Below are 26,786 nucleotides of genomic sequence, written 5' to 3'. Positions count from 1 at the left end.
CTGGTGGGTTTACACACCTAGCGGCTGGTCATTGCCGGTGGCGTAACCAAGCAGCGCGCGGCGGGATCTTCAGCATCGCGATCGGCAGGAATTTCATCGAAATAACCGACCGGCCCGGCAGCGACATCCGGAATTCGCATACTTGGATCCGGCTGCGGGGCATCCAGTCCGGCCGGACTCTTCAGGGGCGGGAATGACTGCGCGCTCATATAAGGCTGCGTCTTCAGACAGGCCGGCGTGGTACTGCACGCAGCAAGCCCGAGCAGGCTCGAAGCGAAGACGGGAAGAATCAATTTTTTCACGGACACTCCACTGAATCGATCGCTGCACATGCGCCCGGAAGCGCATTCAGCTGGCCGCATCCTACCATTCGCCAAGCTCTTGAGCATGCCGACGCAAGCTTGGCGGGAAAATTAGCGCTGGACGTCTTCGTAGCTTTCCCAATAGCCGTCGATGGAGCGCATATCCGTCAGACCGTAAAGCGAGTAGCGACGAGCCAGTTGCGCCCCGCCATCGCGGGTGAGCGGTTGCCACCCGACCGACGCGTAGTTACGCGACGACTTATTGAAGAACAGATCGAGCGGCATGCTCAGATAAATGCCTTTGTCGAAGCCACCTTCGCCGTAATCGTCGCCTGCGTCCGTAAAGGTTGCGAACGCACCCAGACGAACGCCCGAATCGAAACGCCGCGAGAAATCGAGCGTCGTGCCGATGTCCTTGGCCAGATAACGTCCAACGCTGACCTTCGCCAGCACATCCTTGAACCCGGTATCGATATACGCGGTCGCGTTGCCAACCCAGGTTTCATAGTCGCGCAGACCGAACTGGGTATCGAAATCACGTTGACGAACCCAGTTCGCATCGACGCCGAAGGCAACGTTACTGTTGAACGGACGGTACATCACCTCACCACCCGCACCGGCATACATCTGCTCAAGGTAACCGGCATAGGCCATGCCGAACCAATTGTCAGACAACCGTGCAGTGCGCGTGTACTGAAGGTTGTAGATACCAAGCTCGGTTTCGTCGAGATAGCGCGCAACGAACGTCCGTACACGCGGCAGATCAGAGTCCGCGATGTAGTCGAAATTATCGAAGTTATCGAGCAGCGTGTAACCGAGGGTGCCGGAGAACCAGCCGTGATCGTCTGTCTTGAGTTGCGTGTCGAGCTTGGCCAGCACCTGGTAAAGATAGCCGTCCGGGCCACCGTAGTTCTGTCTCAAGCCCGGCGACAGGCGCCAGCTGAACACATCGCCGAAATCGTCGTATAGCGGTTGTTCGCTATCCCGGCGCGAGCGCTTGGCCGATGCAGCCACCGCGGCAACGCCGTAACGATAATCCTGCTCGCTAAATACACTACCGGGCTCAACGATGAACGTATCGGCAGGCAGCGGCTCGCGCGGCAAACTGTCCTCGCGCGCAACGAGGCCTCGCTCGACCCAGCGATAGCGGAACTGTTCGATATCGGCGTCCGCAAAATTATGAAGAATACGATTCGCACGCAACTCGGCTTCCGGCATAGACCGATACTTGGTTGGCGACCCTTCGACCACGAGCGAATTACCGTCCCGTGAAATGCGACGCGTTGCGATGCCTGCATTCGTCGATAACTGTTTCGCGGCGTCGTCCCAGCTCTCTCCCTGCTCGGTGCGCGCGGCAGCCGGCTCACCTACCGCTACCGGCGAAGGGTCGTTCTTCGTCTGCGTGAGCGTGGCCAAACCGACGCTCAACGTGGCGCCGAGCATTGCGGTATTACCCCGCTCCCACGCCGCGGAAAGCGTCAGGTTGTCATTGACCTGGAATCGAGCGCCGATATTGAGAGGCGAGTCCTGGTCTTGCGGGTTGTCTAGCGGTTCGCTTTCGTAGTCATTCCCTTCATATTCGACTTGCAACGTCAGGGGTTCGAACGGCGTGTGGTACTGAATACCGCCGAAGACGCTCGGCCGCCCGGAGAAAAGCTGCTTGAGATTGAAGTCGCCGCCCTGGCCTGTGTCCTCGTCGATGCGTTCCTTGTAGCGCTCGCCTAAAACGCCGAACGGGTTACTGAAATCGCCGCGTGAACCGAGATAGCCCCAGCCCACCCCGAGACTGAAATCGAAGTCGTACCAACGCTTGTTGGCGACCAGGTATTCGCTGCCGAAAAGCCCGGTACCGCCAAAGTCGCGGAACCCGACCGCGAGCTCGGGCACGTAGGCTCGCTCGTCGACCAACGACAGTTTCAGATCGACGCCTTTATCCAGATAGTCACGATCGCCCGCGATCGCCCGCCCATACAACCGATTTTCGATCTGGGTGTAGCGAAACCCGGCCTCCATCCATTCGAACGGCTGAAAGCTGAATGCGTAGTTCGTATAAGGCTCGACTTCACTGTACGTGAATGAAAAGGTGCCGAGCGGTGCCATCCGGGCTGTCGGCGTTTCCATCAGCCCAACGCCACCGTAATCTGCCTGGAATACTGGCGGAACCTCACCTTCCGACGTCTCGGCTTCCTGTGCGCACACATGGGCAGCCGGCAGCCAAATCAACAATGTTCCGCAGAGCGCACAGACGCGTCGCCGAAAGCGGTACACGCCTGTCAGTTCGGCGCTCATTGCGACGCTCCCATATCGGCAAATCTCATTTCTTTACAGTTCTCGCCCGCCGGTGCGTGCGCAAGTAGTTGCGCTGTCGTGTCACGGATCCACGCAAAGGCTTCGCCGCCCAGCGGCAGCGGCAGAACTACGCGGGCGCCCGGTAGCAACTCACTGTCGGAATAGTTGAAAGCGGCCTGACCCAAGCGCTGCACCTCGCCTGTGGGTGAAACGACGCTCACGATACTGATGCCATCCAAATCGATCACGTCGTTCTTTGTGAGCTGCGAGAGCGTCATGCCCGTATGCCAAGGCGTGCGTATCACGCCTTGGCCAGACCAGACTTCGACCCAGTTGGGCACGTCGCATGCGCCGATCGCCGCCACATGGCTGATCGGCGGGTTGCGGTGGGGATGTGTCATAAGCCAAGCCGGACTCCAATCACCCGGCTCCCGGGAAACACCGGATGCGGCCAGAGTTGATTTCCACTGATCCACGGCCTGTACAAAGGTCTCGTAACCACGACCGTCCAGACGCCAGCGCAAATCATCGAGCTCGCGAATCAAATCCTGGCGCTTTGCTTCGACGTTATCGGCGGTGCGGGTGGCACGAAGATACGTGTACGGCGTACTACTTTGCGCAAGGCCCGGAAATCCCAGCCACGCCTCAAGCACCGTACTGAAACCCGCCGATTGCGATGCATCACTGGCGGCCGAGTCATCGACACCGGCGGCACCCGCATGGGCAGCGGCGAGCAAACAGGCTGCAAATACGCTACTTACGAGCACCCCACGCGCCCGCCAATAGCGTCCAGCGTTCTTGACGCGGCTTTGCATGCCCTGCTTCTCCCCAAAAATTATGCGCTTTGCGCGCCTAATGTCTTCGCGTTACCACCAAGGTCGCGCAACGTCCCAGGTGACCCGCAACCCGCCCGGCCAAGCCGCAACGTCGCCGGCCCAAATACGGTAAGTTGCCGGATCGCGCCAGACCACCGATCGCGTCTGCCCCCCGCTCACCCAGTCAACCGTTTCCACACAGCGCGTCAATTCGATCGTGGTGAGCGGCAAGTCTCTGCTTTCCGGTTGCCCCGCACATGCAAAACTGGCCTGGCCCGCAGCCGCGTGCGTCACCCCTTTCGCATCGCGCCAACCACGCTCGACACGGTAATTTAGCGCCGACGCACCATCGCCCGGTGCCGCTTCCCAGGGCACAAGCGATTCGTCGCCGGCATCGCCCATTCGGCTATAGAGCAAATCCGCATAGAGCCCGCTCGTTGATTCGAGATAGCCCTTGCGAAAGACAATCGTTTCACGAGTGCTCGACTGCCAGAACGTCAGGTCATCCGTCAGTTCGGCCAGGATAAGCAGACCACCGGCGCGCCCGATCGACAAATCGACCGACGCATAAGGGATCGCTGCTGCTTGCTTTCCAACATCGCCACCGCCACCCGGAAGGAACGTTGCAAACGTGGAAACAAACGGGCTGTTACGGCGCGCGTCAGCGCATCCGATCATCAACGCGGAAACGAACAACAAGAGCAGACATAGAAAAGCCGCCCTCAGGCGGCCTTTCAAGAACAGCCTTTTTAGGCAATCCATTTCAACGCTTTAAGGCGTCGTGCCTGTGGTACCCGTCGGCACGGTGATGTTTTCGTCATCATCACTGCTGCTGTTCGAAGCAGCAACAACAACACCGACAACCGCAGCCGTACCAACGATGGCCAGAGTCGTGGCGCCAATCACGCCAGCGCCGCCAGCGCCGGCAGCACCGCCGGTTGCAACACCTGAACTGGCCGAACCACTACTCGTAGAGCCACTACCCGACTGAGCGAATGCCATCGGCGATGCCACAAACATCGCAATCGCAGTCGCTGCAAGAATATTTTTCATCATTATCACTCCCGTGAACGGCCGAATTAATAGCCTTGGACACAATCTATCTCTTCGCGTATGCAAACGCAAGCAAATAAACAGGCTATTCACCCACTAGTTCGTGCCCGCGGCGCCGGTAGTACCGGTAGTACCGGTGGTTACGTTCTCGTCATCGTCGTCTCCGCCGCCGCTGTTGGACAGTGCGAGCGCGCCGCCCACAACGGCCGCAGCGCCCACACCGGCAAGTACGGCCGAACTGGTCACTGCAGCACCGGTGCCGGCAGCGCCACCGCCGGAAACCGCGCCACTAGTGGAAGAGCCCGCGCCGCTAGTGCTGGAGCCTTCCGACGTGCCGGATGACTGAGCAAGCACCACGCCCGGGGTCGAAAAAGCGATCAATGCAATTGCGATCAAAAACTTACGCATAATAGCTCTTCAAGAACCTCTTGAGGTTCAAATGGTTTCGTACTGCCTCACCTTAAGGGAGGTCCAGCACTATGACAAATCGCGAAGAAAACACCGCGCGACTTACTGAATAAGCTCCAGCGCTTTTAACGCATCACGCACCGGCTCGTGAAAGTGATCCGCGAGCGGCGTCATCGGCAAACGAATCCCAGGCCCGATATAGCCCATCTGGTACAGCGCCCATTTGACCGCAATCGGATTGGGCTCAAGGAATAGAGCGCTGTGCAACGGGTATAGCTGTGCATCGAGCTTTTCGGCCTTCTCGCGATCGCCTGCAACCGCCGCCGCACACATTTCGTGCATGAGTCGAGGCGCCACATTGGCGGTGACCGAAATATCGCCCTTGCCACCGACCAGCATCGATTCCATGGCGGTACCGTCGTCGCCCGAGAAGATATCGATGCCGTCGCCGACTTCCTCGATCAGCGCATGAATTCGCTCGATCGAGCCCTTCGCTTCCTTGAGCGCGACGATATTGTCGATAGGCGCCAAGCGGGCGACCGTCTCGGGCAGCATATCGACGCCCGTACGACTGGGCACGTTATAAAGCACCTGCGGGATATCCACTGCCATCGCGATCGCGTGGAAATGGCGGTACAGGCCTTCCTGAGTCGGCTTGTTGTAGTAGGGACAGACGAGCAGGCAGGCATCGGCCCCCGCACGCTTGGCGTGGCGAGTCAGGCGGATCGCTTCATCGGTGGCATTGCCGCCGGTACCGGCAATGACGGGTACGCGCTTGTCGACCAGCTCGACCGTGCGTTCGATGACTTCATCATGTTCGGAAAAGCCGAGCGTGGCTGATTCGCCCGTGGTGCCGACCGCTACGATGCCATCGGTGCCCTCGGCGATATGCCAGTCGATGAGCTTCTCGAAGCTGTCCCAGTCGACACTGCCGTCGGCATGCATGGGTGTGACGATCGCCACCATGCTGCCACCCAGTTGTGCGTTTGCCTGAGCCACTGTTCTCTCCTACAGCGATTGGGCGCGCATTGTAACCACGTGAACAGATAACGTGTAGTGCTACCATAGCCGGCTTTTACGACCGCTCATCGGCTGTAGGACAACGTCAGGCTCATGCCGGAAATAAAGAAACATCTGTCGATCGTGGCGCTGGGCCGCAATCGCGACAAGCTCGCGCGCGACCTGGTGGGCGCTATCGCCCGACGTGGCTGCGAAATCAGCGAATGCCGCATCACCCCGCTGGGCGACCAGTTTTCTGCGTCGATGCTGCTGCGTGGCAACTGGAGCGCGATGGGCAAGATGGAAAGTGCGTTGCCCGGCCTGGCCGAGCATCTCGGCCTGGCGGTTCAGTTCCAGCATTCACGACCGGCAGAAGCACAGCCCGATTTTCGCCCCTATGCCGCCGAAGTGGTCGCCCCGCAACAGCCCGGCCTTCTGGGTGAGTTGCTCGATTTCTTTACCGACCAGGGCACGCAGGTCATCGAAATCAGCGCCCAGTCCTACGAGTCCGGCCTGACCGGTGCGTTCATGTGCACCCTGCATCTCGCGGTCAATGTGCCGACCGCGCATCACCCACAGACGCTGCGTGATGCATTCATGGATGTCTGCGATGATCTGCACGCCGACGGCCTGCTCGACCCGATCAAGACATAGCGATCGCGATCGCATCGGTTAAACGGAGTTCATTACGACCATGACCCCCCAGCCCCAGGAACATGCGCCGGCTTTCTCAGCACCGGCCACGGGCGACAAGAAACTCTCGCTATCGGACTTTGCCGGTCGCACCCTTGTCCTCTACTTCTATCCGCGCGACAACACGCCGGGTTGCACGCAGGAAGGCGAAGCCTTTCGCGATCTGTATGACGAGTTCAAGGCGGCCGGCGCCGACATCGTCGGCGTGTCGCGAGATTCGTTGCGCAAGCACGACAATTTCCGCGCCAAGTACGATTTCCCGTTCGATCTGATCAGCGACGCCGATGAAAAGCTGTGTAACGCTTTCGGCGTGCTCAAGGAAAAGAACATGTACGGGCGCACGCATATCGGCATCGAGCGCAGCACGTTCGTGATCGATGGTGACGGCGTCGTTCGGCATGTCTGGCGCGGCGTCAAAGTCGCCGATCATGCCGATGAAGTGCTGGCGGCCGTACGCGCGATCGACTGACCGTACGGCCATTCGCGCAACCTAACTTCAGGGGATCCCTATGTCCCGACGCGTGTTCGTTCTCGACACCAACGTGCTCATGCACGATCCGACCGCCCTATTCCGGTTTCAGGAACACGACATCTTCATTCCGATGGTCGTGCTCGAAGAACTGGACGCCGGCAAGAAAGGCGTATCCGAAGTCGCCCGCAACGTTCGTCAGGTCAGTCGCTTTCTCGACGAACTCATGGCGCACAAAACGCATGAACAAATCGATGCTGGTCTGGCATTGAATACGGGTATCGAATTCCACGATCACCGTAAGGATGACGCCCCACGGGCCAGCGGGCGACTGTATTTCGAGACACGACCGGCCGAAGGCGCCCTGCCGACGATGCTGCCGGGCAACAAGGCCGACAACTCGATCCTGCTGAGCGCCTTGTCGCTGCGTCACCTGTTCGGGGAGTCGGAAGTCGTGCTGGTGTCCAAGGACATCAACCTGCGCATCAAGGCATCGGTCATCGGCATCGAGGCCGAGGACTATATCAACGACAAGGTGCTCGAAGACCTCGATCTGCTCTATACCGGCCATGCCACCCTGCCCGACGATTTCTGGGATTCGCATGGTCAGACCATGGAATCATGGCAGGAGGCAGGCAACGCGTTCTATCGTCTGCGCGGCCCGCAGGTCGCCGACTGGCACCTCAACGAGCTGCTGCATTTCGACCACGATAACGATATCGAACTGATCACGCGCGAGTTCGACGGCGACAGTGCCATACTCGAACTCGCCCAGGATTATCGCGTGGGCAAACAGGCGGTCTGGGGCGTGCACGCGCGCAATCGCGAGCAGAACTTCGCCCTGAATCTGCTCATGGACCCGGATATCGATTTCGTCACCCTCCTGGGGGCTGCCGGCACCGGCAAGACTCTGCTCACCCTGGCCGCTGGTCTGGCCCAGACGCTCGATGAGTCGCGCTACCGCGAAATCATCATGACCCGCGTGACCGTACCGGTGGGCGACGACATCGGCTTTTTGCCCGGCACCGAAGAAGAGAAGATGACGCCCTGGATGGGCGCGCTCATGGACAACCTCGAAGTGCTTACCGGCACCGGCGGCGGCTCCGACTGGGAACGTGCCGCCACTAACGAACTGCTCGCCAAGCGCATCAAGATTCGCTCGGTGAATTTCATGCGCGGGCGTACATTTCTCGAGCGCTTCGTCATCCTCGACGAGGCCCAGAACCTCACGCCCAAGCAGATGAAGACCTTGATCACGCGTGCCGGGCCCGGCACCAAGTTCGTCTGCCTGGGGAATCTGGCCCAGATCGATACGCCCTATCTGACGGAAACGACGTCGGGTTTGACCAATGTCGTCGATCGTTTCCGCAACTGGCGCCATGCCGGCCACGTAACTCTTGCAAGAGGCGAACGCTCGCGTCTGGCGCATTACGCCTCTGATAAACTTTGATGCCGATGCTTTAGCGACGCCGTGGCTGCTCGGCCACGCCCGTCGCCCTCTTTTTTTCGGAGATCGCCCATGGCCGATACCGCTAGCGCGGACGCCGCGGAACAGGTGCTTGCCTCGCGCCCTGATAAGGCGCAGCTAATCGAAAAGCTTGTCGCCAAGCTGCCCGAGCATGTCATATTGCATGCCGAAGAGGATCTACGCCCCTTCGAGTGTGACGGCCTGTCTGCGTATCGCGTATTGCCGATGATCGTCGTCCTGCCGGAAACGATCGAACAGGTTCAAATCGCCATGCAGGTTTGCTACGCCAACGATGTGGCCGTGGTCGCGCGCGGCGCGGGTACTGGCCTGTCGGGCGGCGCATTGCCTATGGAGAACGGGGTGCTGCTTTCGCTGGCCAAGTTCAAGCAGATTCTGGATATCGATACCGCCAACCGGCGCGCGACGGTTCAGCCAGGCGTGCGCAATCTCGCGATTTCAGAAGCCGTGTCGCATCTCGGCCTGTATTACGCGCCCGATCCATCGTCGCAGATCGCCTGCTCGATCGGCGGCAATGTCGCGGAAAACTCGGGCGGCGTGCACTGCCTGAAGTACGGGCTGACCACCCACAACATCGTCGAGCTCGAAATCGTAACCGTCGAAGGCGAACGCATGACGATCGGCAGCGAGGCGCTGGATACGCCCGGCTACGATCTGCTGGCTTTGATGACCGGTTCCGAAGGACTACTTGGTGTGATCGTGCAGGTCGTGGTCAAGCTCTTGCCCAAGCCGGAACGTGCCCAGGTCGTGCTCGCCGCGTTCGACGATGTGCGCAAGGCCGGCGAGGCCGTAGCCGCGATTATTCAGGCTGGCATCATCCCGGCCGGGCTGGAGATGCTGGACAATCCGGCAATCGTGGCCACCGAAGAATTCGTACACGCCGACTACCCGACCGAGGCAGCCGCGATCCTGCTGTGTGAAGTCGACGGCACCCACGCCGAGGTAGATGAACATATCGCCGACGTGCGGGAAGTGGTCGAACGCGAAGGCGCGACCGAAGTCCGCGTTTCCCGCGACGACGCCGAACGCGCCATTTTCTGGGCCGGTCGCAAGGCGGCCTTCCCGGCCATGGGCCGTATTTCGCCGGACTACTACTGCATGGACGGCACGATCCCGCGCAAGGCGCTCGCCGATGTGCTTATCGGCATCGGCGAGCTGTCCGAGAAGTATGGCCAGCGTGTGGCCAACGTCTTTCACGCCGGCGACGGCAATCTGCACCCGCTGATTCTCTATGATGCGAACATCGAGGGCGAGCTGGAGCGCACCGAGGAATTCGGCGGCGCGATCTGCGAGTTGTGTCTCGAACACGGCGGCACGATCACCGGCGAGCACGGCGTGGGCGTGGAAAAGATCGATCAGATGTGCGTGCAGTTCCCGCCCGACGAGCTGACCCAGTTTCATGCCGTCAAGCAGGCCTTCGACAGCAAGGGCCTGCTCAACCCGGGCAAGGCGGTGCCCACCCTGCACCGCTGTGCCGAGTTTGGCGCCATGCATGTCCACAACGGCGAACTGCCCTTTCCCGAACTGGAGCGACTGTGAAGACGTCTGCCGATCAGAGCGAACATCTCAGGGAACGCGTCGCCGAGGCGTTCGCCAAAGCGACGCCCTTGCACATACGCGGCAGCGGCAGCAAGGATTTCCTCGGCGAAACCGTACACGCCGATACGCTCGATGTAACTGGCCACACCGGTGTCGTGAATTACGAACCGGGCGAACTGGTTATGACCGCGCGTGCCGGCACGCCGCTGGCCGAAATCGAAACCGTACTCGACGAAGCCCATCAGATGCTCGCTTTCGAGCCACCGCATTTCGGCGAGAACGCGACGCTGGGCGGCACCATCGCAAGCGGTCTGTCCGGGCCGGCGCGACCATTCACAGGCGCAGCCCGCGATTTCGTGCTGGGCTGTCGTATCGTCAACGGTCAGGGCCAAATTTTGCGCTTTGGCGGCGAGGTCATGAAAAACGTCGCCGGTTACGATCTGTCCCGACTGATGGCCGGCTCCTACGGCACGCTGGGCGTGTTGCTTGATGTCAGCCTGAAGGTATTGCCGGTACCACGTACCCAGGTCACCCAGGTATTCGAGCATACGGCCGCCCAGGCGCTAGAGCAGATCAGCGACTGGCAGCTCAAACCCTGGCCCATCACCGGCGCTTACTGGGAAGACGGCAAGACCTATCTGCGTCTGGCCGGCGCGACGTCGTCGGTCGAATCGGCCTGCGAAAAGCTTGGCGGCGACGCACTCGATGACGACAGGGCCTTCTGGCATGCGGTACGCGAACACCAGCGCCCGTTCTTTACCACGACCGACCGTCCTTTATGGCGTGTCTCACTGCCGCCTGCGGCGCCCATGCTGGATATCGACGGCGACTGCGTGATTGACTGGGGCGGCGCCCAGCGTTGGTTGCAATCGGATATGGACGCGGTGGCCCTACGGCGTATCGTGAAGGAAGCCGGTGGCCATGCGAGCGTCTATCGCGGCGACGCGCTGCCACGCTTTCATCCGATCGGTGAATCGATCATGGCGCTGCAGAAGCGCCTGAAAAAATCCATGGATCCGGCCGGCATTCTCAATCCCGGGCGTATCTACCCCGAACTCTAGAAGAAACGCTTACCATGCAGACGTCCATCATCCCGCAACTGCGCAATACGCCCGACGGCGAAGAAGCCGATCGTATTCTGCGCGCCTGTACCCACTGCGGCTTTTGTACGGCCACCTGCCCGACCTATCAGCTGCTAGGCGACGAGCGCGACAGCCCGCGTGGTCGTATCTATCTGATCAAGCAGGTTCTCGAAGGTGAAACGCCGACGCAGAAAACGCAGACGCATCTGGACCGCTGTCTGACGTGTCGCGCCTGTGAAACGACCTGCCCGTCCGGCGTGGAGTACGCCAAGCTCGCGGATATCGGTCGCGATCTGGTCGAGCAGCAGGTAGAGCGGCCCATGCACGAACGCGTGATTCGCTGGTTGTTGCGCCATATCGTGGCCTATCGCAACCGCTTCGCCTTCTTCTTCGCGCTCGGTCATATCTTCAAGCCGCTGCTGGTTGGTCCGCTGGCGCCGCTCAAGCAAAAGATGCCGCCACGGCGCAAGGCGCTGGCCTGGCCGAGTGCCGAAAACGCCCAGCGTACGATGATCGTGCTCGATGGCTGTGTGCAGCCGGTTGCCGCGCCCAATACCAACGCACATGCCGCGCGTATCTTCTCCGAACTGGGCGTGCGCCTGATCGCGCCCAAGGCCAGCGGCTGCTGTGGCGCGCTTTCGCAGCATCTGGCGCATCGAGAAGAAGCCGACGACTTCGCGCGCCGCAATATCGATGCCTGGTGGCCTTATATCGAAGACGGGGCCGAGGCCATCGTGCTGACAGCCAGCGGCTGCGGCGCATCCGTGGTCGAGTACGGGCACATGCTGCGCAACGACCCGGCCTATGCCGAGAAAGCCGCGCGCGTATCCGAACTGGCACGCGACCTGAGCGATGTACTGGCCGACGAAGACCTGAGCCAACTCGGCGACCTTGGCCATGGCCGTCAGGTCGCCTACCATCCGCCGTGCACGCTACAAAACGCACCGCAGCTGCATGACAACGTGGCCGAGATCCTTACGCAGGCCGGCTACCAGCTGACCCATGTACGCGATCCGCATCTATGCTGCGGCTCGGCCGGCACCTACTCGATCCTGCAACCGACCATGGCCAACCAGCTACGTGAAAACAAGCTTGCGTCGCTGCAGGCCGGCGACCCGGATGTGATCGTTACCGCCAATATCGGTTGCCAACTGCACCTGGAATCAGCAGCCGGCGTGCCGGTACGTCACTGGATCGAACTGCTCGAGCCTGCAGCCGCAGCGTAATCAGTCCGCCCAGGCAAGCATCGGCGCAACGCGCCGATGCTTGCCGTGCGCGACCCTTAGTCCGCGGCGCGACGTTCGTCCGCCGAATCCAGCTCGGGCAGTACCGCCGCCTTACGCGGCCATGCCTTGATTACGGCATGGACGACCGTAGCCAGGGGTATGGCAAAAAAGACGCCCCAGAAGCCCCATATCCCGCCAAAGAACAGCACGGCGGTGATGATCGCGACCGGATGCAGATCCACGGCTTCCGAGAACAATACGGGGACCAGCAGATTACCGTCGAGCATCTGCAGGATGCCGTAAGCGATCAGTACATAAAACGTCTGCGCTTCGACGCCCCACTGTGCATAGGCCACCAGCATGACCGGCACTGTCATTCCGAACGCGCCGATATACGGTACGAGAACCGAGAAACCGACCAGCGCCGAAAGTAGCATCGCGTACTTCAGCCCCAAGAGCGAAAAAACGATATAGGCGACGATCCATACGATCACGATCTCGACCGCCTTGCCGCGCACGTAGTTGCCGAGCTGTGCGTTCACATCGGCCCAGACATTACGCACCAGGCGTCCGTTACGCGGGCCGAATTTCGAAAACCAGGTCAGAATCTGTGCCTTGTCACGCAGCATGAAAAAGACCATCAGCGGCACGAGCAGCAGATAAACCGACAGATACAATAGGCTCATACCGACGACCAGTGACCGGCTGACAACCGTCTGGCGCAGCGAACCCACGTCGAACGTCATACTGTTGATCATCGCCGTGATCTGGTCGTCGGTAATCAGCGCCGGATAGCGGTGCGGCAGCGCGGCGATCCATTCCTGTGCACGGCTGATCAGGCTCGGCACCTCGGTCAGAACCTGGCCGGCCTGCCGGGTGAGCAGCGGCAATAGCGCAAAGCTCACCCACACAACGCCGATCAGCAACGCGGTCGATACGATCGCGGCACCCACCCACCGCGGCACGTGTACACGCTCAAGCCAGAGGACCGGCGAATCCAGCAGGTAAGCAACGACGACAGCCGCCAGCACCGGCGTAAGCAGCGCGCCGAACACCATGACCAGCACCAGCGCGCTGATGAGAATCAGCGCGAGCGCGACAACCTGCGGGTCCGAGAAATGGCGGCTGAACCATTCACGCACGACGTTCATCGCGGGCTCCTCCCGGCAGGCAACGCCATGCGTGACGTCAAGACAACTCGACCGGACAAACTCTTCGGCACATCGGCTCCCGTGCGCTGAGCGATAGCGGCTCGCAAACCAGCGCGTTGAATAACATATCCTTATCTGACTGCAGTTTAATTGAATGAACGAAACACGCTAATCTGCGGTCACAGCATAGCTATTCTCGCGCTTCAAACATGCAGCCCTCGTGATCTTTTCCCATCCTCGATCGCCGCGCTTTCTGGTCATGCTCATGGCCGCCTTGCTGACCGTCAGCATAGGGGCGAGCGCGCGCGATTATCAGCTGCCCAGCATTGGCCAGCCGGCGGACAACTACATGTCGCCGGCCGAAGAAGAAAAGATCGGGCGCCAGGTCGTCGCACAGTTGCTCGACCGGCATCTGATTCTCGAAGACGTCCAGCTGCGCGAATACCTCACCCGCGTCGGCACCCGGCTGGCCGCGCATACCGATACCGACGCGAGCGCATTTCGGTTTTACCCGATCGACAGTAGCCAGATCAACGCTTTTGCGCTGCCTGGCGGGTATATCGGTATCAATGCCGGCCTGCTCACCGAAACCGACAATGAAAGCGAGCTGGCGGGCGTCATGGGCCACGAAATGGCCCATGTCACCCAGCGCCATATCGCGCGCCAGATCGAAGCGACCTCCGGTATGGGCTGGGCCACGGCGGCAGCGATCCTCGTTGCGGCGATCGCCGGCGGCGGCGATCCGGACGCCCTCACGGCGGCCGTCACCGCCGGTGTCTCGAATCTCAGCCAGCAACAAACCAATTTTACCCGCGCCCACGAGTTCGAAGCCGACCGCATCGGCATTCGCACCATGGCCGAAGCCGACTACAATCCGGATTCCATGGCGAGCTTCTTCGAAAAGCTGCAGCGGCGCTCACGCCTGTATGGCAACCAATTACCGGAAATTCTCTTGTCGCACCCGGTGAGCAATACGCGTATGGCCGAGGCTGAGACCCGCGCCCGCGACTATGCCGATACCCGGGTCGAAGAAAGCGACGCCTACCCGCTCATGAAAGAGCGCGCGCGAGTTCTCATGAGCAAGCAGTATGGTGACCTGCTGCGCTACTACGAGCAGCGCCGCAAGGACGAGGGCGAACGGCCCGCACTCGATTACGGTTATGCCTTGACCCTGCTCCAGCTCGGGCGCACAAGCGATGCTATCGGCCTGCTCGAGCCACTGTTAGAGAAAGCGCCGCAAACCCAGGCTTATGTACTCGCAATGGCGAACGCGCGCGCACAAGCAGGCCAGAGCGAACAGGCCCGCGCCCTGCTTGAGCGTGCGCGTACCGCGTTCCCCAACAGTGTCGCGGTCAAGTTGGACTACGCCCAGCTGCTCGTGGACGGCAATCAACCGGAAGCCACACGGGCCTTTCTGATGCAGGATCGCGATCTGCTTGCACAGTCTTCACAAGCCCAGCAGATGCTTGCACGCGTTGCCGGAGACCAAGGCAACCTCGGCGAAGCCTATTACCGACAGGCCAAGTACTACGAACTGCGCGGCAACTACGGCCCGGCGATCAATCAGCTGCGCACCGCGCTACAGACCGCTGATCTCAATGCGTTCGACAAGGCGCGTTTGCGTGCCCTGCTCGATCAGATGGTCAAGGCCTGCCATACCGCATGGTCCGAGCGTGAATGTCGCGAACAGGTGACCGCCGACGCGCGTTATTGATGCGCTCTGAGCCACGCCGAAGCCCGTGGAGCCGGCCCGGTTGCGCCCCGATAAGCACGCCATGCGAGCCGCGTATCGCTCGCGGCTGTACCGCAGCGCCTTGACGGCAGCTTGCCGAGGCACAAGTACGCGCCCCAGGTCGACGCCGTCGCAGAGATTGCCTACTAAGCATTGCGCGCTGATCGTGTCGGCGCGGACTCCACCGGACGAACGTCCCGTACCGGCACGATCGTATTCCACTGCCGGCAACTCGGGCATTGCCAATGCAGATAACGGCCGGAAAAGCCGCACTGGCCACAGTGATAGGTCGACTGACGTTCGATGATCTGCCCCAGAGATTGACGCAGGCTGTCGAGCGGACCGGTTAGCGTACTGCGGGTCTGTGACCAGGTCAGATCGAGCAGATGATAAAAGCCGATCCAATTCGGCTCGGCCTGCAGATACTGGGAAATATGCGCGATCGCCTCATCGGTCTTGTGCTGCCGGTGCAGGAATCGCGCATAGGCGACATGCGGATGCGCGCCGTCGTAGAGCGGCATGACCTCGCACAAAAACTGTGCGTAGCCGGGCGTGTCGTCGAGCGCGTCGAAACAGCGGCGCATCGGCTCGATGATCTCGCTGATGAAATCCACATCCTGTCGCATGACATGGCGATAGACGCGTATCGCGCCGCGGAAGTCTTTTGCGTATTCGGCCATGAGCCCGCCAATCAGGCTCGCGCGTGCACAATCGCGAAAAGACTGGCGGGCCGATTTCAGATGATTGCGCGCTTCGTCGACGTGCCCCGAGCTACGGGCCTGTTCCGCCAATTCGCAGAAATACTGCGCGATAACCGGTCGCAACGACGTACCCCGTACAGTCTCCAGCCGGCGCGTCGTCGCAATCGCCTGATCCCAGTCGCGCTCTTGTTCGTAGATCGCGATCAGGCCCGACAGCGAGCGCTCGAGGAACAGGTTCTGGTCGGCCAGCTCGCGAAACAGGCCCTCGGCACGATCAAGCACGCCCGCCCGCAGATAGTCCTGTGCAAGCTCATAGCGCGCCTGATTGCGATGAATGGCTTTGAGATTCGGCCGAGCGACCAGGTTCTGGTGCATGCGCAACGCGCGATCCACCTCGCCCTGGCGCCGAAACAGATTGCCGAGCGCCAGATGCGTCTCAGCCGTATCGTTATCCACTTCGAGCACGCGCACGAACGTGGCGATCGCCTGGTCGGCGTCTTCGTTGACGAGTTGGCTGATGCCGCGTAGATAATCGGCATTGACCGGCGGTGCAGGTTCGTCGCTACGCTCGGCGCGCCCGCGCACGTACCAGCCGGATGCGGCCGCTAGCGGTAGCAGCGCCAGCAGGACCCACCAGATGCCGTCAAGCATCGTGAATGGGCATGCTCCGCAGGTTGGAGATTTCGGTCTGGGCGTCCTTGAGACGGCGGCGCGTGCTCGAAAGCTGACCACGCAAACGCGCGATCTTGGTTACGCATACCAGTGCCGCGATCGCCAGACCGAGAACAAATGCAACCACGAGGAGAACCACCAACGGTGCCTCGGTCGTCGTCCATAACAGGTCGATCGACACGAGATCGTAGTTGAAGAAACCGAACGCTACGCCCAGAACGAGCCCCACAACCACGATCAGATTACGAATCAGGCGTAGCATTTAATTCCCGTTACTTTTTGCGGGCACGCCCGCCTTTAGACACAGGCGGTTTCGGCCAGCTATGAATGGTTCGTGTTCACCCGTTCGCGCAGTTCCTTGCCCGGTTTGAAATGCGGCACATACTTGCGCGGGATATCCACGGATTCGCCGGTTTTCGGGTTACGACCACGTCGCGCTGGACGGTGGTGAACCGAAAAACTACCAAATCCCCGAATTTCCACTCGCCCGCCTTCAGCCAGTTCGGCAATTACGTCGTCGAGTAAAAGTTTGACAGCCAGTTCCACGTCACGGTGCGACATATGCGCCTGACGCTGGACCAGCCGTTCGATCAGCTCCGATTTAGTCATCCAGCGTCCTCTCCCTGGAAACGCCGCCCCCGATACATGCCGTTTGGCACGCCCCTTTATGAAAAGGTAGTTAAAACGCGGGGCGCGCGCAAGCGCCCCGCGTTATTTCCGACCGCGATATTTTTAGTTGTTGCGGTCGCTTGCGTCGATCTGCTCCTTGAGCAGCTCGCCGAGGCTCGTCGTACCCGTCGATGCATCGGTATCCGCGTAGTCGCGCATCGCTTGCTGCTCGTCCTTTTCGTCCTTGGCACGAATGGACAGGCTGATGGTGCGATTGCGACGATCGACGCCCACGAAGCGGGCTTCGACCGCGTCGCCTTCGGACAGCGCCGTACGCGCGTCTTCAACACGATCGCGCGAAATGTCCGATGCACGGATATAGCCGACGACATCGTTGCCGAGATCGACCGTCGCGCCGCGCGCATCGACGCTGTCGATCGTGCCGGAGACGACACTGCCCTTCGGGTTATCCGCAACGAAGGAACCGATCGGATCCTGTGCCAGCTGCTTGATACCCAGCGAAATGCGCTCACGATCGGCGTCTATCGACAGCACCACGGCTTCGACTTCGTCGCCCTTCGAGTATTCGCGTACCACTTCTTCGCCGGCGTCGTTCCAGGACAGGTCGGACAGATGCACGAGACCGTCGATGTTGCCCGGCAGACCCACGAAGATACCGAAATCGGTGATCGACTTGATCTGGCCGCGCACGGTGTCGTTGCGCTGGTGGTTGGCGGCAAAGTCTTCCCACGGGTTGGACTTGCACTGCTTCATGCCCAGCGAGATACGACGACGCTCTTCGTCGATCTCGAGCACCATGACCTCGACCTCGTCGCCGACATCGACGATCTGGCCCGGATTGACGTTCTTGTTGGTCCAATCCATTTCGGAGACGTGCACCAGACCTTCCACGCCTTCTTCGATCTCGACGAAGGCACCGTAGTCGGTGATGTTGGTGACGTTGCCGAACAGACGGGTGCTTTCCGGGTAACGACGCGCGATATCGACCCACGGATCGTCGCCCAGCTGCTTCAGGCCCAGCGAGACACGGGTGCGCTCACGATCGAACTTGAGCACCTTGACCTCGATCTCTTCACCCACGTTGACGACATCGGTCGGGTCCTTGATGCGCTTCCACGACATGTCGGTGATATGCAACAGGCCGTCGATGCCGCCCAGGTCCACGAACGCGCCGTAGTCGACCAGGTTCTTGACGATGCCCTTGAGCACGATGCCTTCCTGGAGCGTGTCGAGCAGCTGCTTGCGCTCTTCGCTGTACTCTTCCTTGAGCACATCGCGACGCGAGACCACCACGTTGTTACGCAGACGGTCGAGCTTGATGACACGGAATTCGAGCGGCTTGCCTTCGAGATAGGTGGTATCGCGAACCGGACGCACGTCGACCAGCGAACCCGGCAGGAACGCACGGATGTTGCCGACATCGACGGTGTAGCCGCCCTTGACCTTGCCACTGATATGGCCGACCACGGACTCGCTGTTTTCGTATGCGTCGGTAAGGAAGTCCCAGGTACGGATGCGCTGGGCTTTTTCCTTCGACAGGCGCGTGGCGCCGAAGCCGTCTTCCACGGCTTCCAGTGCGACTTCGACCTTGTCCCCTTCCGCAACGGAGATTTCGCCGTTATCGTCGTAGAACTCGTCGATCGGGATCACGCCTTCCGACTTGAGGCCGGCATCGACGATGATCACGTCGGATTTGATTTCCAGCACCTCGGCGTTAATGAGGGAACCGGGCTGCATGGTACGACCTTGCAGGCTTTGCTCGAATAGTTCGGCGAAACTTTCAGACATGAGGGGAAAAAATCCTACGGCGCTTGAGAAAAGCGAGCGCCATCCGTGGTTGATAAAACACTCCGATCAACGACCTTGCGCCGTGACCGGTCCAATTAACACAGCCGGATTCAGCTTAAATCCAGCCTTTTTCGCGTACAAGGCCGCGCACTTTCGCAAGCGACGCGGCCACGCTTTCGCCGGTTGTGTCGATGACGTGGGCATCGTCAGCCGGCTTCAGAGGCGCGACTTCGCGTGAAGCATCACGCGCATCCCGCTCCAATATCTCTCGATATATCCGGTCAAGATTAGCATCAACGTTCTGGCCCGACAACTGCGCGAAACGCCGTCTGGCGCGTTCTTCAGGCGATGCGGTGATATAGAGCTTCAGATCGGCTTCGGGGAATATCACCGTTCCCATATCGCGCCCGTCTGCGATCAGGCCGGGCGCCGTGGCGAAGTCCCGCTGGCGTTCGAGCAGCGCGGCGCGGATCGCCGGCTGTACGGCCCACTTGGATGCGGCATCCGATACTTCGTCCGTACGGATTACATCGGTCACGTCTTCACCCGCCAGTCGTACACGCTGACCGGCACCGCGGTCCGGCTCGAATACGATATCGAGCCCACGCGATGCATCCACGGCTACGGCACAATCCGCCGCTGTCTGCGCATCCAGACCGGCGCGAAGCGCGACCAGCCCGACCAACCGATAAAGCGCGCCGCTGTCGAGCAACCACCAGCCCAGCTCGCGCGCCAGCGCGGACGCGAGCGTGCCCTTGCCGGCACCGCCCGGCCCGTCGAGCGTCATCACCGGCGCGCCGTTCATTCCGATACCTCGCTGGCGCGGATCTGCAGTCCTGCTTCGGCGGCGAGCGCCACGAACCCGGGGAACGAGGTATCCACGAAGTCGCAGTCGTCGATCTCGATCGGCGCACTGGCGCGCAGCGCCGCCATGGCAAACGCCATCGCAATGCGGTGGTCGTCGTGACTTTCGATGCGCGCGCCGCCGAATGCCGGGCCCGTGGCATTGCCGACAATGGTCAAACCGTCGTCAGCCACGTTTACATCAACGCCGAGCCGGCTCAGGCCGTCGGCCATCACAGCAATACGATCGGATTCCTTAACCCGCAACTCCGCCGCGCCGGTTAGCCGCGTCGTGCCTTCGGCGCAGGCGGCGGCAATGAATATCGCCGGAAACTCGTCGATCGCGAGTTCGACTTCGTCACCGCCGATATCCACGCCCTTGAGCGATGCGCTGCGCACCTCGATATCCGCCACGGGTTCGCCCGCCTGGATACGCTCATCGTGCAGGCGGATATCCGCACCCATGCGCTTGAGAATATCCAGCACCCCGCGCCGCGTCGGGTTGATACCCACGCCCGGCAGCACGATGGCGCTGGATTCGGCGATCGTCGCACCGACGATGAAGAATGCCGCCGACGACAGATCGGCCGGTACAGCGACGTCCGCCGCCTGCAACGCCTGACCGCCGACAATCGACAACGTGCGCGCTTCGCGCTCGATAATCACGCCAAACGCCGAGAGCATGCGTTCCGTATGATCGCGACTAACGCCAGGCTCGGTCACGCGTGTGACGCCGTCGGCATACAGCCCGGCCAACAATACGCAGGACTTGATCTGGGCGCTGGCGACCGGTGGCGTGTAGTCGATGCCCTTGAGCGGTTGACCACCCTGAATAATGAGCGGCGCACGCCCGCCCTCCTGGCCTTCGATACGCGCGCCCATCCGGGTTAGCGGTTCGATGACCCGCGCCATCGGACGTCGCGAAAGACTGGCATCGCCGACTAGACGGCTGTCGAAGCGCTGCCCCGCCATCAATCCCGACATCAGCCGCATCGACGTACCGGAATTGCCCAGGTCCAGCGGCCCGTCTGGCGCGTGCAAACCGTCGCGGCCTACGCCGTCGACCTCCAAAGCCTCGCCGTCGCGGACAAAGGTGACGCCCATCGCCTCGAAGGCATGCAAGGTCGCAAGACAGTCCGCGCTTTCGAGGAAACCGGTGATTCGCGAACGCCCGCTCGCGATCGCCGACAGCATGATCGCGCGATGCGAAACCGACTTGTCACCGGGCACAGACACACGCCCACGCAGCGCAGCGCCCGGCTGGAGATGAAAACGACGCATATCAGGCCTTTCCTGCGGCGAAACCGTCGCGGGCCGTTTTGGCACGCGTAAAAGTCGTGGTGAGCGTGTCGCGATCACCATCCGCGATGGCAGCGCGCACGGCCTCCAGGTCACCGATGTAGCGATCGAGCACCGGCAGTATGGCGTCGTGGTTCGCAGTCACGATATCGCCCCACAGCGACGGGCTGCTCGACGCAATACGGGTGAAGTCGGCAAAGCCACCGGCCGCGTATTCGAAAATTTCGGTGCGCTCGGCCATACGGGCGAGCGTATCCACCAACGTATACGCGAGCAGATGCGGAAGATGGCTTGTCGCGGCCAGCACTTCGTCGTGATGCGCGCCGTCCATTTCGCTCACCTGCGCGCCCACCGCACGCCAGAGCGCTACCACACGCGACAATGCGTCGCGATCGGTCTCGGGCGTGGGCGTCAGAATCACGCGACGGCGCTCGAACAATTCTGCAAATCCGGCATCAAGGCCGCTGCGCTCGGTACCCGAAATCGGGTGCCCAGGGACAAAGCGTCCGATACGATCTCCGAAATGCGTCTGTGCTTCACGGATCACGCTCAGCTTGGTGCTTCCCGTGTCGGTCACCACGGCGTCCGCAGGCAGCGCGTCCGCCATACTCGCAAAGACGCTGGCCATCGATCCAATCGGCACGGCAACGACCACGAGCGTCGCTTTTGCGACAGCCTCTGCGATATCGGTGAACGGTTCGTCTACCAGGCGCAGTTCACGCGCCTGTCGCGCCTCATCATCGTCGGCCACCACCGCGTCGATGGTGCCGCGAAAACCTTTCGAGCGCAGCGCACGGACAATCGAGCCGCCGATCAAACCGAGCCCGACGACACAAACGCGCTCCGGCTCCGGACATGCTTCAGCCGCGGTCATTCACGTTCCAGCACAGCGTCCAGCGCGGCGAGAAAAACACGATTATCTTCCTCGCTACCGACAGTTACGCGTAAGTGTTCAGGCATCTCGTAGCTTTCCAAAGGCCGTACGATCACGCCCTCGTGCAGCATCGCCTGGTACAGCGGCGTAGAGGCGCGGCCGCAATCGAAGGTGATGAAATTCGCCTGCGACGGCAGACAGATCAGACCCCGCGCTTCGAGCTCGCCTGCAAGAGATGCACGCTGTACGGCGTTTGTTTGTGTCGAGTAGGTAACGAAGTCTTCATCCGTTAGCGCAGCTTCGGCACAGTAGAGCGCAACCGTATTGACGTTGAATGGCTGACGTATGCGGTTGATCCAGTCGGCGACTTCGGTCGACGTGAGCGCATAACCTACGCGCAGCCCGGCCATCCCATAAATTTTCGAAAAAGTTCTCGTAACTATCAGATTTGGGTACCGTTCCAGCCACTGTCGACTATCGGGACGTTCGCTATCTGCCTGGTATTCGAGATAGGCCTCATCAAGCACCACGACCACGCCCGGAGGGACCGCGTCCAAGAACGCCTCGATCGCCTGGGGCGCCAGCCAGGTACCCGTCGGATTATTGGGGCTGGCGATGAAAACCACGCCGGTATCTTCGTCGATATGATCGAGAAATGCGTCGAGATCGTGCCCGTACGGCATATCGGCGCCGGCCCCCAGCGCAGGCACCATACGTGTTTCGGCGTTCACGGCACGCGCCACGATCGGATATACCGCAAAGGCGTACTGGGAAAAGACCGCGTTCTTGCCAGGCCCAAGAAACACTCGCGCCGTGAGTTCGAGCACATCGTTCGAGCCATTGCCGAGCGTCACGCGCTCTGCCTCGATATCGTGGCGGGCCGCGATCTTCTGCTTGAGCGCATAGCCCCCGCCATCCGGGTAGCGATGCAGATCATGCGCGCCGTTTCCCACAAACTGGGCGAAGGCCTGTTTGACCGCCGGCGCAACGCCAAACGGGTTTTCGTTCGAAGCGAGCTTGATGATCGATGTCAGCCCCAATTCACGCTTGAGGTCGTCAATCGGCTTTCCAGGCACATAGGCATGTAAGCCATGGATGCCGGAATGCGCTTGCTCGTTAAGACTTTTAGCCATTTTTTCAATCGGTTAACGATTTAATTGAACCCACATCATCAAGTCGATGAGGTATCGACCGCGCGGGGATATGCGCCCAGAACCTTGAGCATCGCCGCCTGGGATTCGATGGCGTCGAGCACCTGTCGGACCCGCGGCTCATCGATATGGCCTTCCAGATCGATGAAGAAATTATAGTCCCACGCCTGGCGCCGTGATGGCCGCGATTCGATACGGGTGAGATCCACGCCCGCTTCGGCGCCCGGTGTAAGCAGACGATGAAGCATGCCGGGTTGATTGCGAATGGCCACCAGGATCGACGTCATATCGTCGCCTGTTGCTGGCACTTTCTGTTTGCCGAGCACGAGAAAACGCGTCGTATTGTTGGGCTCGTCCTCGATATTCGAGGCGAGCATCGGCAGTTCGTAGAACTCGGACGCGGCGCGCCCGGCGATCGCCGCCGCCTGGTTTTCGCCGGCCACGCGTCGTGCGGCCTCGCCATTACTGGACACGGCTTCACGTACCACGCCCGGCAACCGACGATCGAGCCATTTACGGCACTGCGCCAGCGACTGCGCATGCGCGACGACACGCTTGACCCCCGTCAGGTCGACCGACTTCGACAACAAATGATGGTGAACCGCCAGCGCCACCTCGCCACAAATCTGTAGCGAACTGCCCACCAGCTGATCCAGCGTATGACTGACCACGCCTTCGGTGGAGTTCTCCACCGGCACGACGCCGAAATCGGCGTTGCCGGCCTCGACTTCGCGAAAGATTTCATCGATCGCCGGCAGCGGCATCGCCCGTACCGAATGGCCAAAGTGCTTGTAGACCGCGGCCTGCGTATACGTGCCTTCAGGCCCCAGATACGCCACCTTCAACGGCGATTCCAACGCAAGACACGCCGACATCACTTCACGCATCAAACGCGTGATCGTGGCGTCGTCGAGCGGCCCCTCATTACGTTCGGCCACCCGACGCAATACGTCCGCCTCGCGCTCGGGTCGATAGAAGTCGGTTCGCTGGCGCGCGGTCTTGATACGCGCGACATCCAGCGCCACGCCCGCACGCTCGGCGATCAAGGCCTGAATCTGCGCATCGAGCGTATCGATACGCTCGCGCGCGCCCGCCAGTGCCTCGTCGTCGGACTTGTCTTGGCGCGAACTCATCGCTTAGCCCGCGTCGCTACCCACCGCGCCGAGATAACGCACACACAGTACGCCCTCGATCGCACCCAGTTCGGCGATCGCCTCATCGGCCACCGGCGAATCGACATCCACCAGGGTGTATGCCACTTCGCCCTTCGACTTGTTAAGCAGATCGGCAATATTGTGCTCGTGGCGCGCGAGCGTCGACGAAATCTGCCCGACCATATTCGGCACGTTGTGGTTAACCACCGCGAGCCTGTGTGCACTGGCCGTCGGCGGCATGATCGCTTCGGGGAAGTTCACCGAGTTACGAATATTGCCGACTTCCAGAAAGTCGCGCAGCTGGTCGGCGATCATCATCGCGCTGTTGTCTTCGGCTTCGTCGGTCGACGCGCCGAGATGCGGCAGCGTGATCACGCGATCGTGGGCGCGCAGTTTCTCGGACGGAAAATCGCAGACGTAGTAGCTCAGGCGACCGGCCTCGAGCGCAGCCAGCACATCGTCTTCCTCGACGATTTCGGCACGCGAGAAGTTGAGCAGCACCGCGCCCTTGCGCATGAGCTTGAGGCGTTTGGCATCGACCAAGCCACGGGTGTCGTCTACGAGCGGTACATGTAGCGACACGTAGTCGGAACGCGATAGCAGTTCGTCGATCGACAATGCCTGTGACACGTTGGCCGCCAGACGCCAGGCGTTATTGACCGTAATGCCCGGATCGAAGCCCTGTACGCTCATGCCCAGTGCCTGTGCCGCATTGGCGACATTCACGCCAATCGCGCCGAGACCGGCCACACCCAGGGTACGCCCAGGCAGCTCGACGCCTTTGAAGCGCTTCTTGCCGGCTTCGACTTCCTTCTTGAGGTCTTCGCCGGTCGAAGTCAGTTCTTCGACATAGCGCCAAGCGCTCATGAGGTTGCGCGAGGAAAGCAGCATGCCCGCGAGCACCAGCTCCTTAACCGCGTTGGCATTGGCGCCGGGTGCGTTAAACACCGGCACGCCGCGCTTGCTCATGTCGGCCACGGGAATATTGTTCACGCCCGCGCCAGCACGGCCGATCGCACGCACAGAGTCGGCAATCGCCATATCGTGCATGTTGTGCGAACGCAGGATAATGGCGTCCGGCTTGGACATCTCGGAGGCGATCTCGTACAGATCGCGCGGCAGGCGATCGAGGCCCTTGGCCGAAATATTGTTCAGCGTCTGGATCTTGAATGTCATGGAAAAACCTTTGTCCGCGAATTCTCGTAAAACGTCATTCGCAGGTTTCGCGGATTACACGGGTCCAGGACACTGCCCGAAATACGGGCTTCGGTCTTGACCGTCTGCGTAACCGGCGTCCTCTGCGATCGATTCCTGACCTAACCGTTGGCCTTCTCGAAGCCGCGCATGAAATCGATCAGCGCGTCGACGCCTTCTTCCGGCATCGCGTTGTAGATCGAGGCACGCATACCGCCAACCGAACGGTGCCCCTTGAGCGTGCATAGCCCGGCTTCATCAGCCTGGGCCAGGAACGTCTTGTTAAGTTCATCGTTGGCCAGCAGGAACGGCACATTCATGCGCGAGCGCGCCTGCGGCGCCACCGGGTTGCTATAGAAATCCGAACTGTCGATGAAGCCGTAGAGCTTGTCGGCCTTGCGCTGGTTGCGTTCGGCCATGCCTTCCAGACCGCCGTTGGCCAGAATCCATTCGAAGGTCAGACCGGCCATGTACCAGGCGAAACACGGCGGGGTGTTGAGCATGGAATCCGCATCGGCCTGCTTCTTGTAATCCAGCACCATCGGCACCCCGGACTGCGGGTTGCCCATGAGATCGTCACGCACGATCACCATGGTGACCCCGGCCGGGCCGGCGTTCTTCTGCGCGCCGGCATAGATCACGCCGTATTTGGACACGTCGATCGGCTTGGACAGAAACGCCGACGACCAGTCGCCGACCAGCGGCACGTTACCCGTATCGGGCACGTCCGGGTATTCAATGCCCTCGATCGTTTCGTTGGGCGTGTAGTGCACATAGGCCGCATCGTCGCGCAGCTGCCAGTCGGCACGCGCGGGCACGTCCGTAAAGGCACCGTCGACGGCCGAGTTGGCCGCGACCTGGGCATCACCGTACTTGCCGGCTTCCTTGACCGCTTTCTTACCCCAGCTGCCGTTGATGATGTAGTCGGCTTTCTGCGAGCTGCCCATGAGATTGAGCGGTACGCCGGCGAACTGACCGGCGGCCCCGCCCTGCAGGAACAGCACGCTATAGCCCTCGGGCACATTCAGCAGCTTGCGCAGATCCTGCGTGGCTTTTTCCGCGATGGAAACGAACGCGTCACCGCGATGGCTCATCTCCATGACGGACATGCCCGTACCCTGCCAATCGAGCAGATCGGCCTGGGCTTTTTCGAGCACTTCGACCGGCAGCGTAGCCGGACCTGCACTGAAGTTGTAAACGCGTGCCATAGAACAAATCTCCTTTAAAAATCGACGG

The 26,786-nt window shown here is 60.9% G+C and carries 26 protein-coding genes; 7 read left to right on the top strand and 19 right to left on the bottom strand.

Annotated features, from left to right (window positions below):
• Nucleotides 1-17: 17 nt before the first annotated feature.
• From SSPSH_RS11465 to dapA, 7 genes are all read right to left on the bottom strand, one after another.
• Nucleotides 18-302, bottom strand: coding sequence for a hypothetical protein (locus tag SSPSH_RS11465; protein WP_021031716.1), 285 nt, complete (start codon nucleotides 300-302; stop codon nucleotides 18-20).
• A gap of 111 nt (nucleotides 303-413) precedes the next feature.
• Nucleotides 414-2,591, bottom strand: a complete 2,178-nt coding sequence (locus tag SSPSH_RS11460; protein WP_006913518.1) for a YjbH domain-containing protein — start codon at nucleotides 2,589-2,591, stop codon at nucleotides 414-416.
• On the bottom strand, nucleotides 2,588-3,406 hold the full coding sequence (locus tag SSPSH_RS17985; RefSeq protein WP_006913517.1) for a hypothetical protein: 819 nt from the start codon (nucleotides 3,404-3,406) through the stop codon (nucleotides 2,588-2,590). The genes SSPSH_RS11460 and SSPSH_RS17985 overlap by 4 nt, the downstream gene beginning before the upstream one ends.
• A 51-nt stretch (nucleotides 3,407-3,457) precedes the next feature.
• Nucleotides 3,458-4,144, bottom strand: a complete 687-nt coding sequence (locus SSPSH_RS11450) for a YjbF family lipoprotein (RefSeq protein ID WP_021031715.1) — start codon at nucleotides 4,142-4,144, stop codon at nucleotides 3,458-3,460.
• Between the two features lie 33 nt (nucleotides 4,145-4,177).
• Nucleotides 4,178-4,462 carry a hypothetical protein gene (locus SSPSH_RS11445; protein WP_006913515.1) on the bottom strand — a complete coding sequence of 95 codons (285 nt, stop codon included), beginning with the start codon at nucleotides 4,460-4,462 and terminating at the stop codon, nucleotides 4,178-4,180.
• Nucleotides 4,463-4,555: 93 nt separating this feature from the next.
• Entirely contained in the window at nucleotides 4,556-4,867 is a 312-nt protein-coding gene (locus SSPSH_RS11440; RefSeq protein WP_006913514.1) for a hypothetical protein, read from the bottom strand.
• 102 nt (nucleotides 4,868-4,969) lie between these two features.
• Nucleotides 4,970-5,833: a 4-hydroxy-tetrahydrodipicolinate synthase gene (dapA, locus tag SSPSH_RS11435; RefSeq protein WP_006913513.1), complete on the bottom strand. Its 864-nt coding sequence runs from the start codon at nucleotides 5,831-5,833 to the stop codon at nucleotides 4,970-4,972.
• Between the two features lie 147 nt (nucleotides 5,834-5,980).
• Between dapA and SSPSH_RS11430 the strand changes: the two genes are divergently transcribed.
• The 6 genes from SSPSH_RS11430 (at nucleotide 5,981) to glcF (ending at nucleotide 12,361) form a co-directional block, all read left to right on the top strand.
• Nucleotides 5,981-6,520 (top strand): glycine cleavage system transcriptional repressor, encoded by a 540-nt coding sequence (locus SSPSH_RS11430; RefSeq protein WP_006913512.1) that lies wholly within the window; start codon nucleotides 5,981-5,983, stop codon nucleotides 6,518-6,520.
• 40 nt (nucleotides 6,521-6,560) lie between these two features.
• Nucleotides 6,561-7,028 carry a peroxiredoxin gene (locus SSPSH_RS11425; protein ID WP_006913511.1) on the top strand — a complete coding sequence of 156 codons (468 nt, stop codon included), beginning with the start codon at nucleotides 6,561-6,563 and terminating at the stop codon, nucleotides 7,026-7,028.
• 40 nt (nucleotides 7,029-7,068) lie between these two features.
• Entirely contained in the window at nucleotides 7,069-8,478 is a 1,410-nt protein-coding gene (locus tag SSPSH_RS11420; protein ID WP_006913510.1) for a PhoH family protein, read from the top strand.
• A 69-nt stretch (nucleotides 8,479-8,547) separates the two neighbouring features.
• Entirely contained in the window at nucleotides 8,548-10,053 is a 1,506-nt protein-coding gene (locus SSPSH_RS11415) for an FAD-linked oxidase C-terminal domain-containing protein (protein ID WP_006913509.1), read from the top strand.
• Entirely contained in the window at nucleotides 10,050-11,114 is a 1,065-nt protein-coding gene (gene glcE, locus SSPSH_RS11410; RefSeq protein WP_006913508.1) for a glycolate oxidase subunit GlcE, read from the top strand. The genes SSPSH_RS11415 and glcE overlap by 4 nt, the downstream gene beginning before the upstream one ends.
• A gap of 14 nt (nucleotides 11,115-11,128) precedes the next feature.
• On the top strand, nucleotides 11,129-12,361 hold the full coding sequence (gene glcF, locus SSPSH_RS11405; protein ID WP_006913507.1) for a glycolate oxidase subunit GlcF: 1,233 nt from the start codon (nucleotides 11,129-11,131) through the stop codon (nucleotides 12,359-12,361).
• A 56-nt stretch (nucleotides 12,362-12,417) separates the two neighbouring features.
• Here glcF and SSPSH_RS11400 read toward each other — a convergent pair whose 3' ends face one another.
• A complete protein-coding gene (locus SSPSH_RS11400; protein WP_006913506.1) occupies nucleotides 12,418-13,512 on the bottom strand; it encodes an AI-2E family transporter in 1,095 nt (364 codons plus the stop codon).
• A 220-nt stretch (nucleotides 13,513-13,732) separates the two neighbouring features.
• Here SSPSH_RS11400 and SSPSH_RS11395 point away from each other — a divergent pair, with 220 nt between their 5' ends.
• Nucleotides 13,733-15,226: a M48 family metalloprotease gene (locus SSPSH_RS11395; protein ID WP_152522799.1), complete on the top strand. Its 1,494-nt coding sequence runs from the start codon at nucleotides 13,733-13,735 to the stop codon at nucleotides 15,224-15,226.
• A gap of 164 nt (nucleotides 15,227-15,390) precedes the next feature.
• On the opposite strand, the gene lapB is transcribed toward SSPSH_RS11395, so the two are convergent.
• From lapB to serC, 11 genes are all read right to left on the bottom strand, one after another.
• On the bottom strand, nucleotides 15,391-16,596 hold the full coding sequence (lapB, locus tag SSPSH_RS11390; protein WP_006913504.1) for a lipopolysaccharide assembly protein LapB: 1,206 nt from the start codon (nucleotides 16,594-16,596) through the stop codon (nucleotides 15,391-15,393).
• A complete protein-coding gene (locus SSPSH_RS11385) occupies nucleotides 16,589-16,879 on the bottom strand; it encodes a lipopolysaccharide assembly protein LapA domain-containing protein (RefSeq protein ID WP_006913503.1) in 291 nt (96 codons plus the stop codon). The genes lapB and SSPSH_RS11385 overlap by 8 nt, the downstream gene beginning before the upstream one ends.
• 59 nt (nucleotides 16,880-16,938) lie before the next feature.
• Complete coding sequence (locus tag SSPSH_RS11380; RefSeq protein ID WP_006913502.1) at nucleotides 16,939-17,226, bottom strand: integration host factor subunit beta; 288 nt, start codon at nucleotides 17,224-17,226, stop codon at nucleotides 16,939-16,941.
• 123 nt (nucleotides 17,227-17,349) lie between these two features.
• The gene (rpsA, locus tag SSPSH_RS11375) at nucleotides 17,350-19,035 is read right to left on the bottom strand and encodes a 30S ribosomal protein S1 (protein ID WP_006913501.1); all 1,686 of its coding nucleotides are present in this window, start codon (nucleotides 19,033-19,035) and stop codon (nucleotides 17,350-17,352) included.
• A gap of 115 nt (nucleotides 19,036-19,150) precedes the next feature.
• Nucleotides 19,151-19,840, bottom strand: a complete 690-nt coding sequence (gene cmk, locus SSPSH_RS11370; protein WP_006913500.1) for a (d)CMP kinase — start codon at nucleotides 19,838-19,840, stop codon at nucleotides 19,151-19,153.
• A complete protein-coding gene (gene aroA / locus SSPSH_RS11365) occupies nucleotides 19,837-21,159 on the bottom strand; it encodes a 3-phosphoshikimate 1-carboxyvinyltransferase (RefSeq protein WP_006913499.1) in 1,323 nt (440 codons plus the stop codon). Before aroA ends, cmk begins: the two co-directional genes overlap by 4 nt.
• A gap of 1 nt (nucleotide 21,160) precedes the next feature.
• Nucleotides 21,161-22,051 (bottom strand): prephenate dehydrogenase, encoded by an 891-nt coding sequence (locus SSPSH_RS11360; protein ID WP_006913498.1) that lies wholly within the window; start codon nucleotides 22,049-22,051, stop codon nucleotides 21,161-21,163.
• Complete coding sequence (hisC, locus tag SSPSH_RS11355) at nucleotides 22,048-23,184, bottom strand: histidinol-phosphate transaminase (protein ID WP_006913497.1); 1,137 nt, start codon at nucleotides 23,182-23,184, stop codon at nucleotides 22,048-22,050. Before hisC ends, SSPSH_RS11360 begins: the two co-directional genes overlap by 4 nt.
• 38 nt (nucleotides 23,185-23,222) lie before the next feature.
• Entirely contained in the window at nucleotides 23,223-24,335 is a 1,113-nt protein-coding gene (gene pheA, locus SSPSH_RS11350) for a prephenate dehydratase (RefSeq protein WP_006913496.1), read from the bottom strand.
• Nucleotides 24,336-24,338: 3 nt separating this feature from the next.
• Nucleotides 24,339-25,532, bottom strand: coding sequence for a phosphoglycerate dehydrogenase (locus SSPSH_RS11345; protein ID WP_006913495.1), 1,194 nt, complete (start codon nucleotides 25,530-25,532; stop codon nucleotides 24,339-24,341).
• A gap of 140 nt (nucleotides 25,533-25,672) precedes the next feature.
• Nucleotides 25,673-26,758, bottom strand: a complete 1,086-nt coding sequence (gene serC / locus SSPSH_RS11340; protein WP_006913494.1) for a 3-phosphoserine/phosphohydroxythreonine transaminase — start codon at nucleotides 26,756-26,758, stop codon at nucleotides 25,673-25,675.
• Between the last annotated feature and the right edge of the window lie 28 nt (nucleotides 26,759-26,786).

This window comes from Salinisphaera shabanensis E1L3A (assembly GCF_000215955.2).
In the GTDB taxonomy this organism is placed as follows: Bacteria; Pseudomonadota; Gammaproteobacteria; order Nevskiales; family Salinisphaeraceae; genus Salinisphaera; species Salinisphaera shabanensis.
The sequence above is the reverse complement of the archived record's forward strand: the minus strand, read 5'-3'. Positions and strand labels throughout refer to the sequence as shown.

Excerpts from the sequence above, each read along its gene's own strand:
- SSPSH_RS17985 (WP_006913517.1), bottom strand. The coding sequence starts at position 3,406 with ATGCAAAGCCGCGTCAAGAACGCTGGACGCTATTGGCGGGCGCGTGGG.
- SSPSH_RS11460 (WP_006913518.1), bottom strand. The coding sequence starts at position 2,591 with ATGAGCGCCGAACTGACAGGCGTGTACCGCTTTCGGCGACGCGTCTGT.
- SSPSH_RS11430 (WP_006913512.1), top strand. The coding sequence starts at position 5,981 with ATGCCGGAAATAAAGAAACATCTGTCGATCGTGGCGCTGGGCCGCAAT.
- SSPSH_RS11385 (WP_006913503.1), bottom strand. The coding sequence starts at position 16,879 with ATGCTACGCCTGATTCGTAATCTGATCGTGGTTGTGGGGCTCGTTCTG.
- hisC (WP_006913497.1), bottom strand. The coding sequence starts at position 23,184 with ATGGCTAAAAGTCTTAACGAGCAAGCGCATTCCGGCATCCATGGCTTA.
- SSPSH_RS11420 (WP_006913510.1), top strand. The coding sequence starts at position 7,069 with ATGTCCCGACGCGTGTTCGTTCTCGACACCAACGTGCTCATGCACGAT.
- lapB (WP_006913504.1), bottom strand. The coding sequence starts at position 16,596 with ATGCTTGACGGCATCTGGTGGGTCCTGCTGGCGCTGCTACCGCTAGCG.
- pheA (WP_006913496.1), bottom strand. The coding sequence starts at position 24,335 with ATGAGTTCGCGCCAAGACAAGTCCGACGACGAGGCACTGGCGGGCGCG.
- SSPSH_RS11345 (WP_006913495.1), bottom strand. The coding sequence starts at position 25,532 with ATGACATTCAAGATCCAGACGCTGAACAATATTTCGGCCAAGGGCCTC.
- SSPSH_RS11425 (WP_006913511.1), top strand. The coding sequence starts at position 6,561 with ATGACCCCCCAGCCCCAGGAACATGCGCCGGCTTTCTCAGCACCGGCC.
- aroA (WP_006913499.1), bottom strand. The coding sequence starts at position 21,159 with ATGCGTCGTTTTCATCTCCAGCCGGGCGCTGCGCTGCGTGGGCGTGTG.
- dapA (WP_006913513.1), bottom strand. The coding sequence starts at position 5,833 with ATGGTGGCGATCGTCACACCCATGCATGCCGACGGCAGTGTCGACTGG.
- glcF (WP_006913507.1), top strand. The coding sequence starts at position 11,129 with ATGCAGACGTCCATCATCCCGCAACTGCGCAATACGCCCGACGGCGAA.
- SSPSH_RS11400 (WP_006913506.1), bottom strand. The coding sequence starts at position 13,512 with ATGAACGTCGTGCGTGAATGGTTCAGCCGCCATTTCTCGGACCCGCAG.
- SSPSH_RS11380 (WP_006913502.1), bottom strand. The coding sequence starts at position 17,226 with ATGACTAAATCGGAGCTGATCGAACGGCTGGTCCAGCGTCAGGCGCAT.
- cmk (WP_006913500.1), bottom strand. The coding sequence starts at position 19,840 with ATGAACGGCGCGCCGGTGATGACGCTCGACGGGCCGGGCGGTGCCGGC.
- SSPSH_RS11360 (WP_006913498.1), bottom strand. The coding sequence starts at position 22,051 with ATGACCGCGGCTGAAGCATGTCCGGAGCCGGAGCGCGTTTGTGTCGTC.
- SSPSH_RS11440 (WP_006913514.1), bottom strand. The coding sequence starts at position 4,867 with ATGCGTAAGTTTTTGATCGCAATTGCATTGATCGCTTTTTCGACCCCG.
- serC (WP_006913494.1), bottom strand. The coding sequence starts at position 26,758 with ATGGCACGCGTTTACAACTTCAGTGCAGGTCCGGCTACGCTGCCGGTC.
- rpsA (WP_006913501.1), bottom strand. The coding sequence starts at position 19,035 with ATGTCTGAAAGTTTCGCCGAACTATTCGAGCAAAGCCTGCAAGGTCGT.
- SSPSH_RS11445 (WP_006913515.1), bottom strand. The coding sequence starts at position 4,462 with ATGATGAAAAATATTCTTGCAGCGACTGCGATTGCGATGTTTGTGGCA.
- SSPSH_RS11415 (WP_006913509.1), top strand. The coding sequence starts at position 8,548 with ATGGCCGATACCGCTAGCGCGGACGCCGCGGAACAGGTGCTTGCCTCG.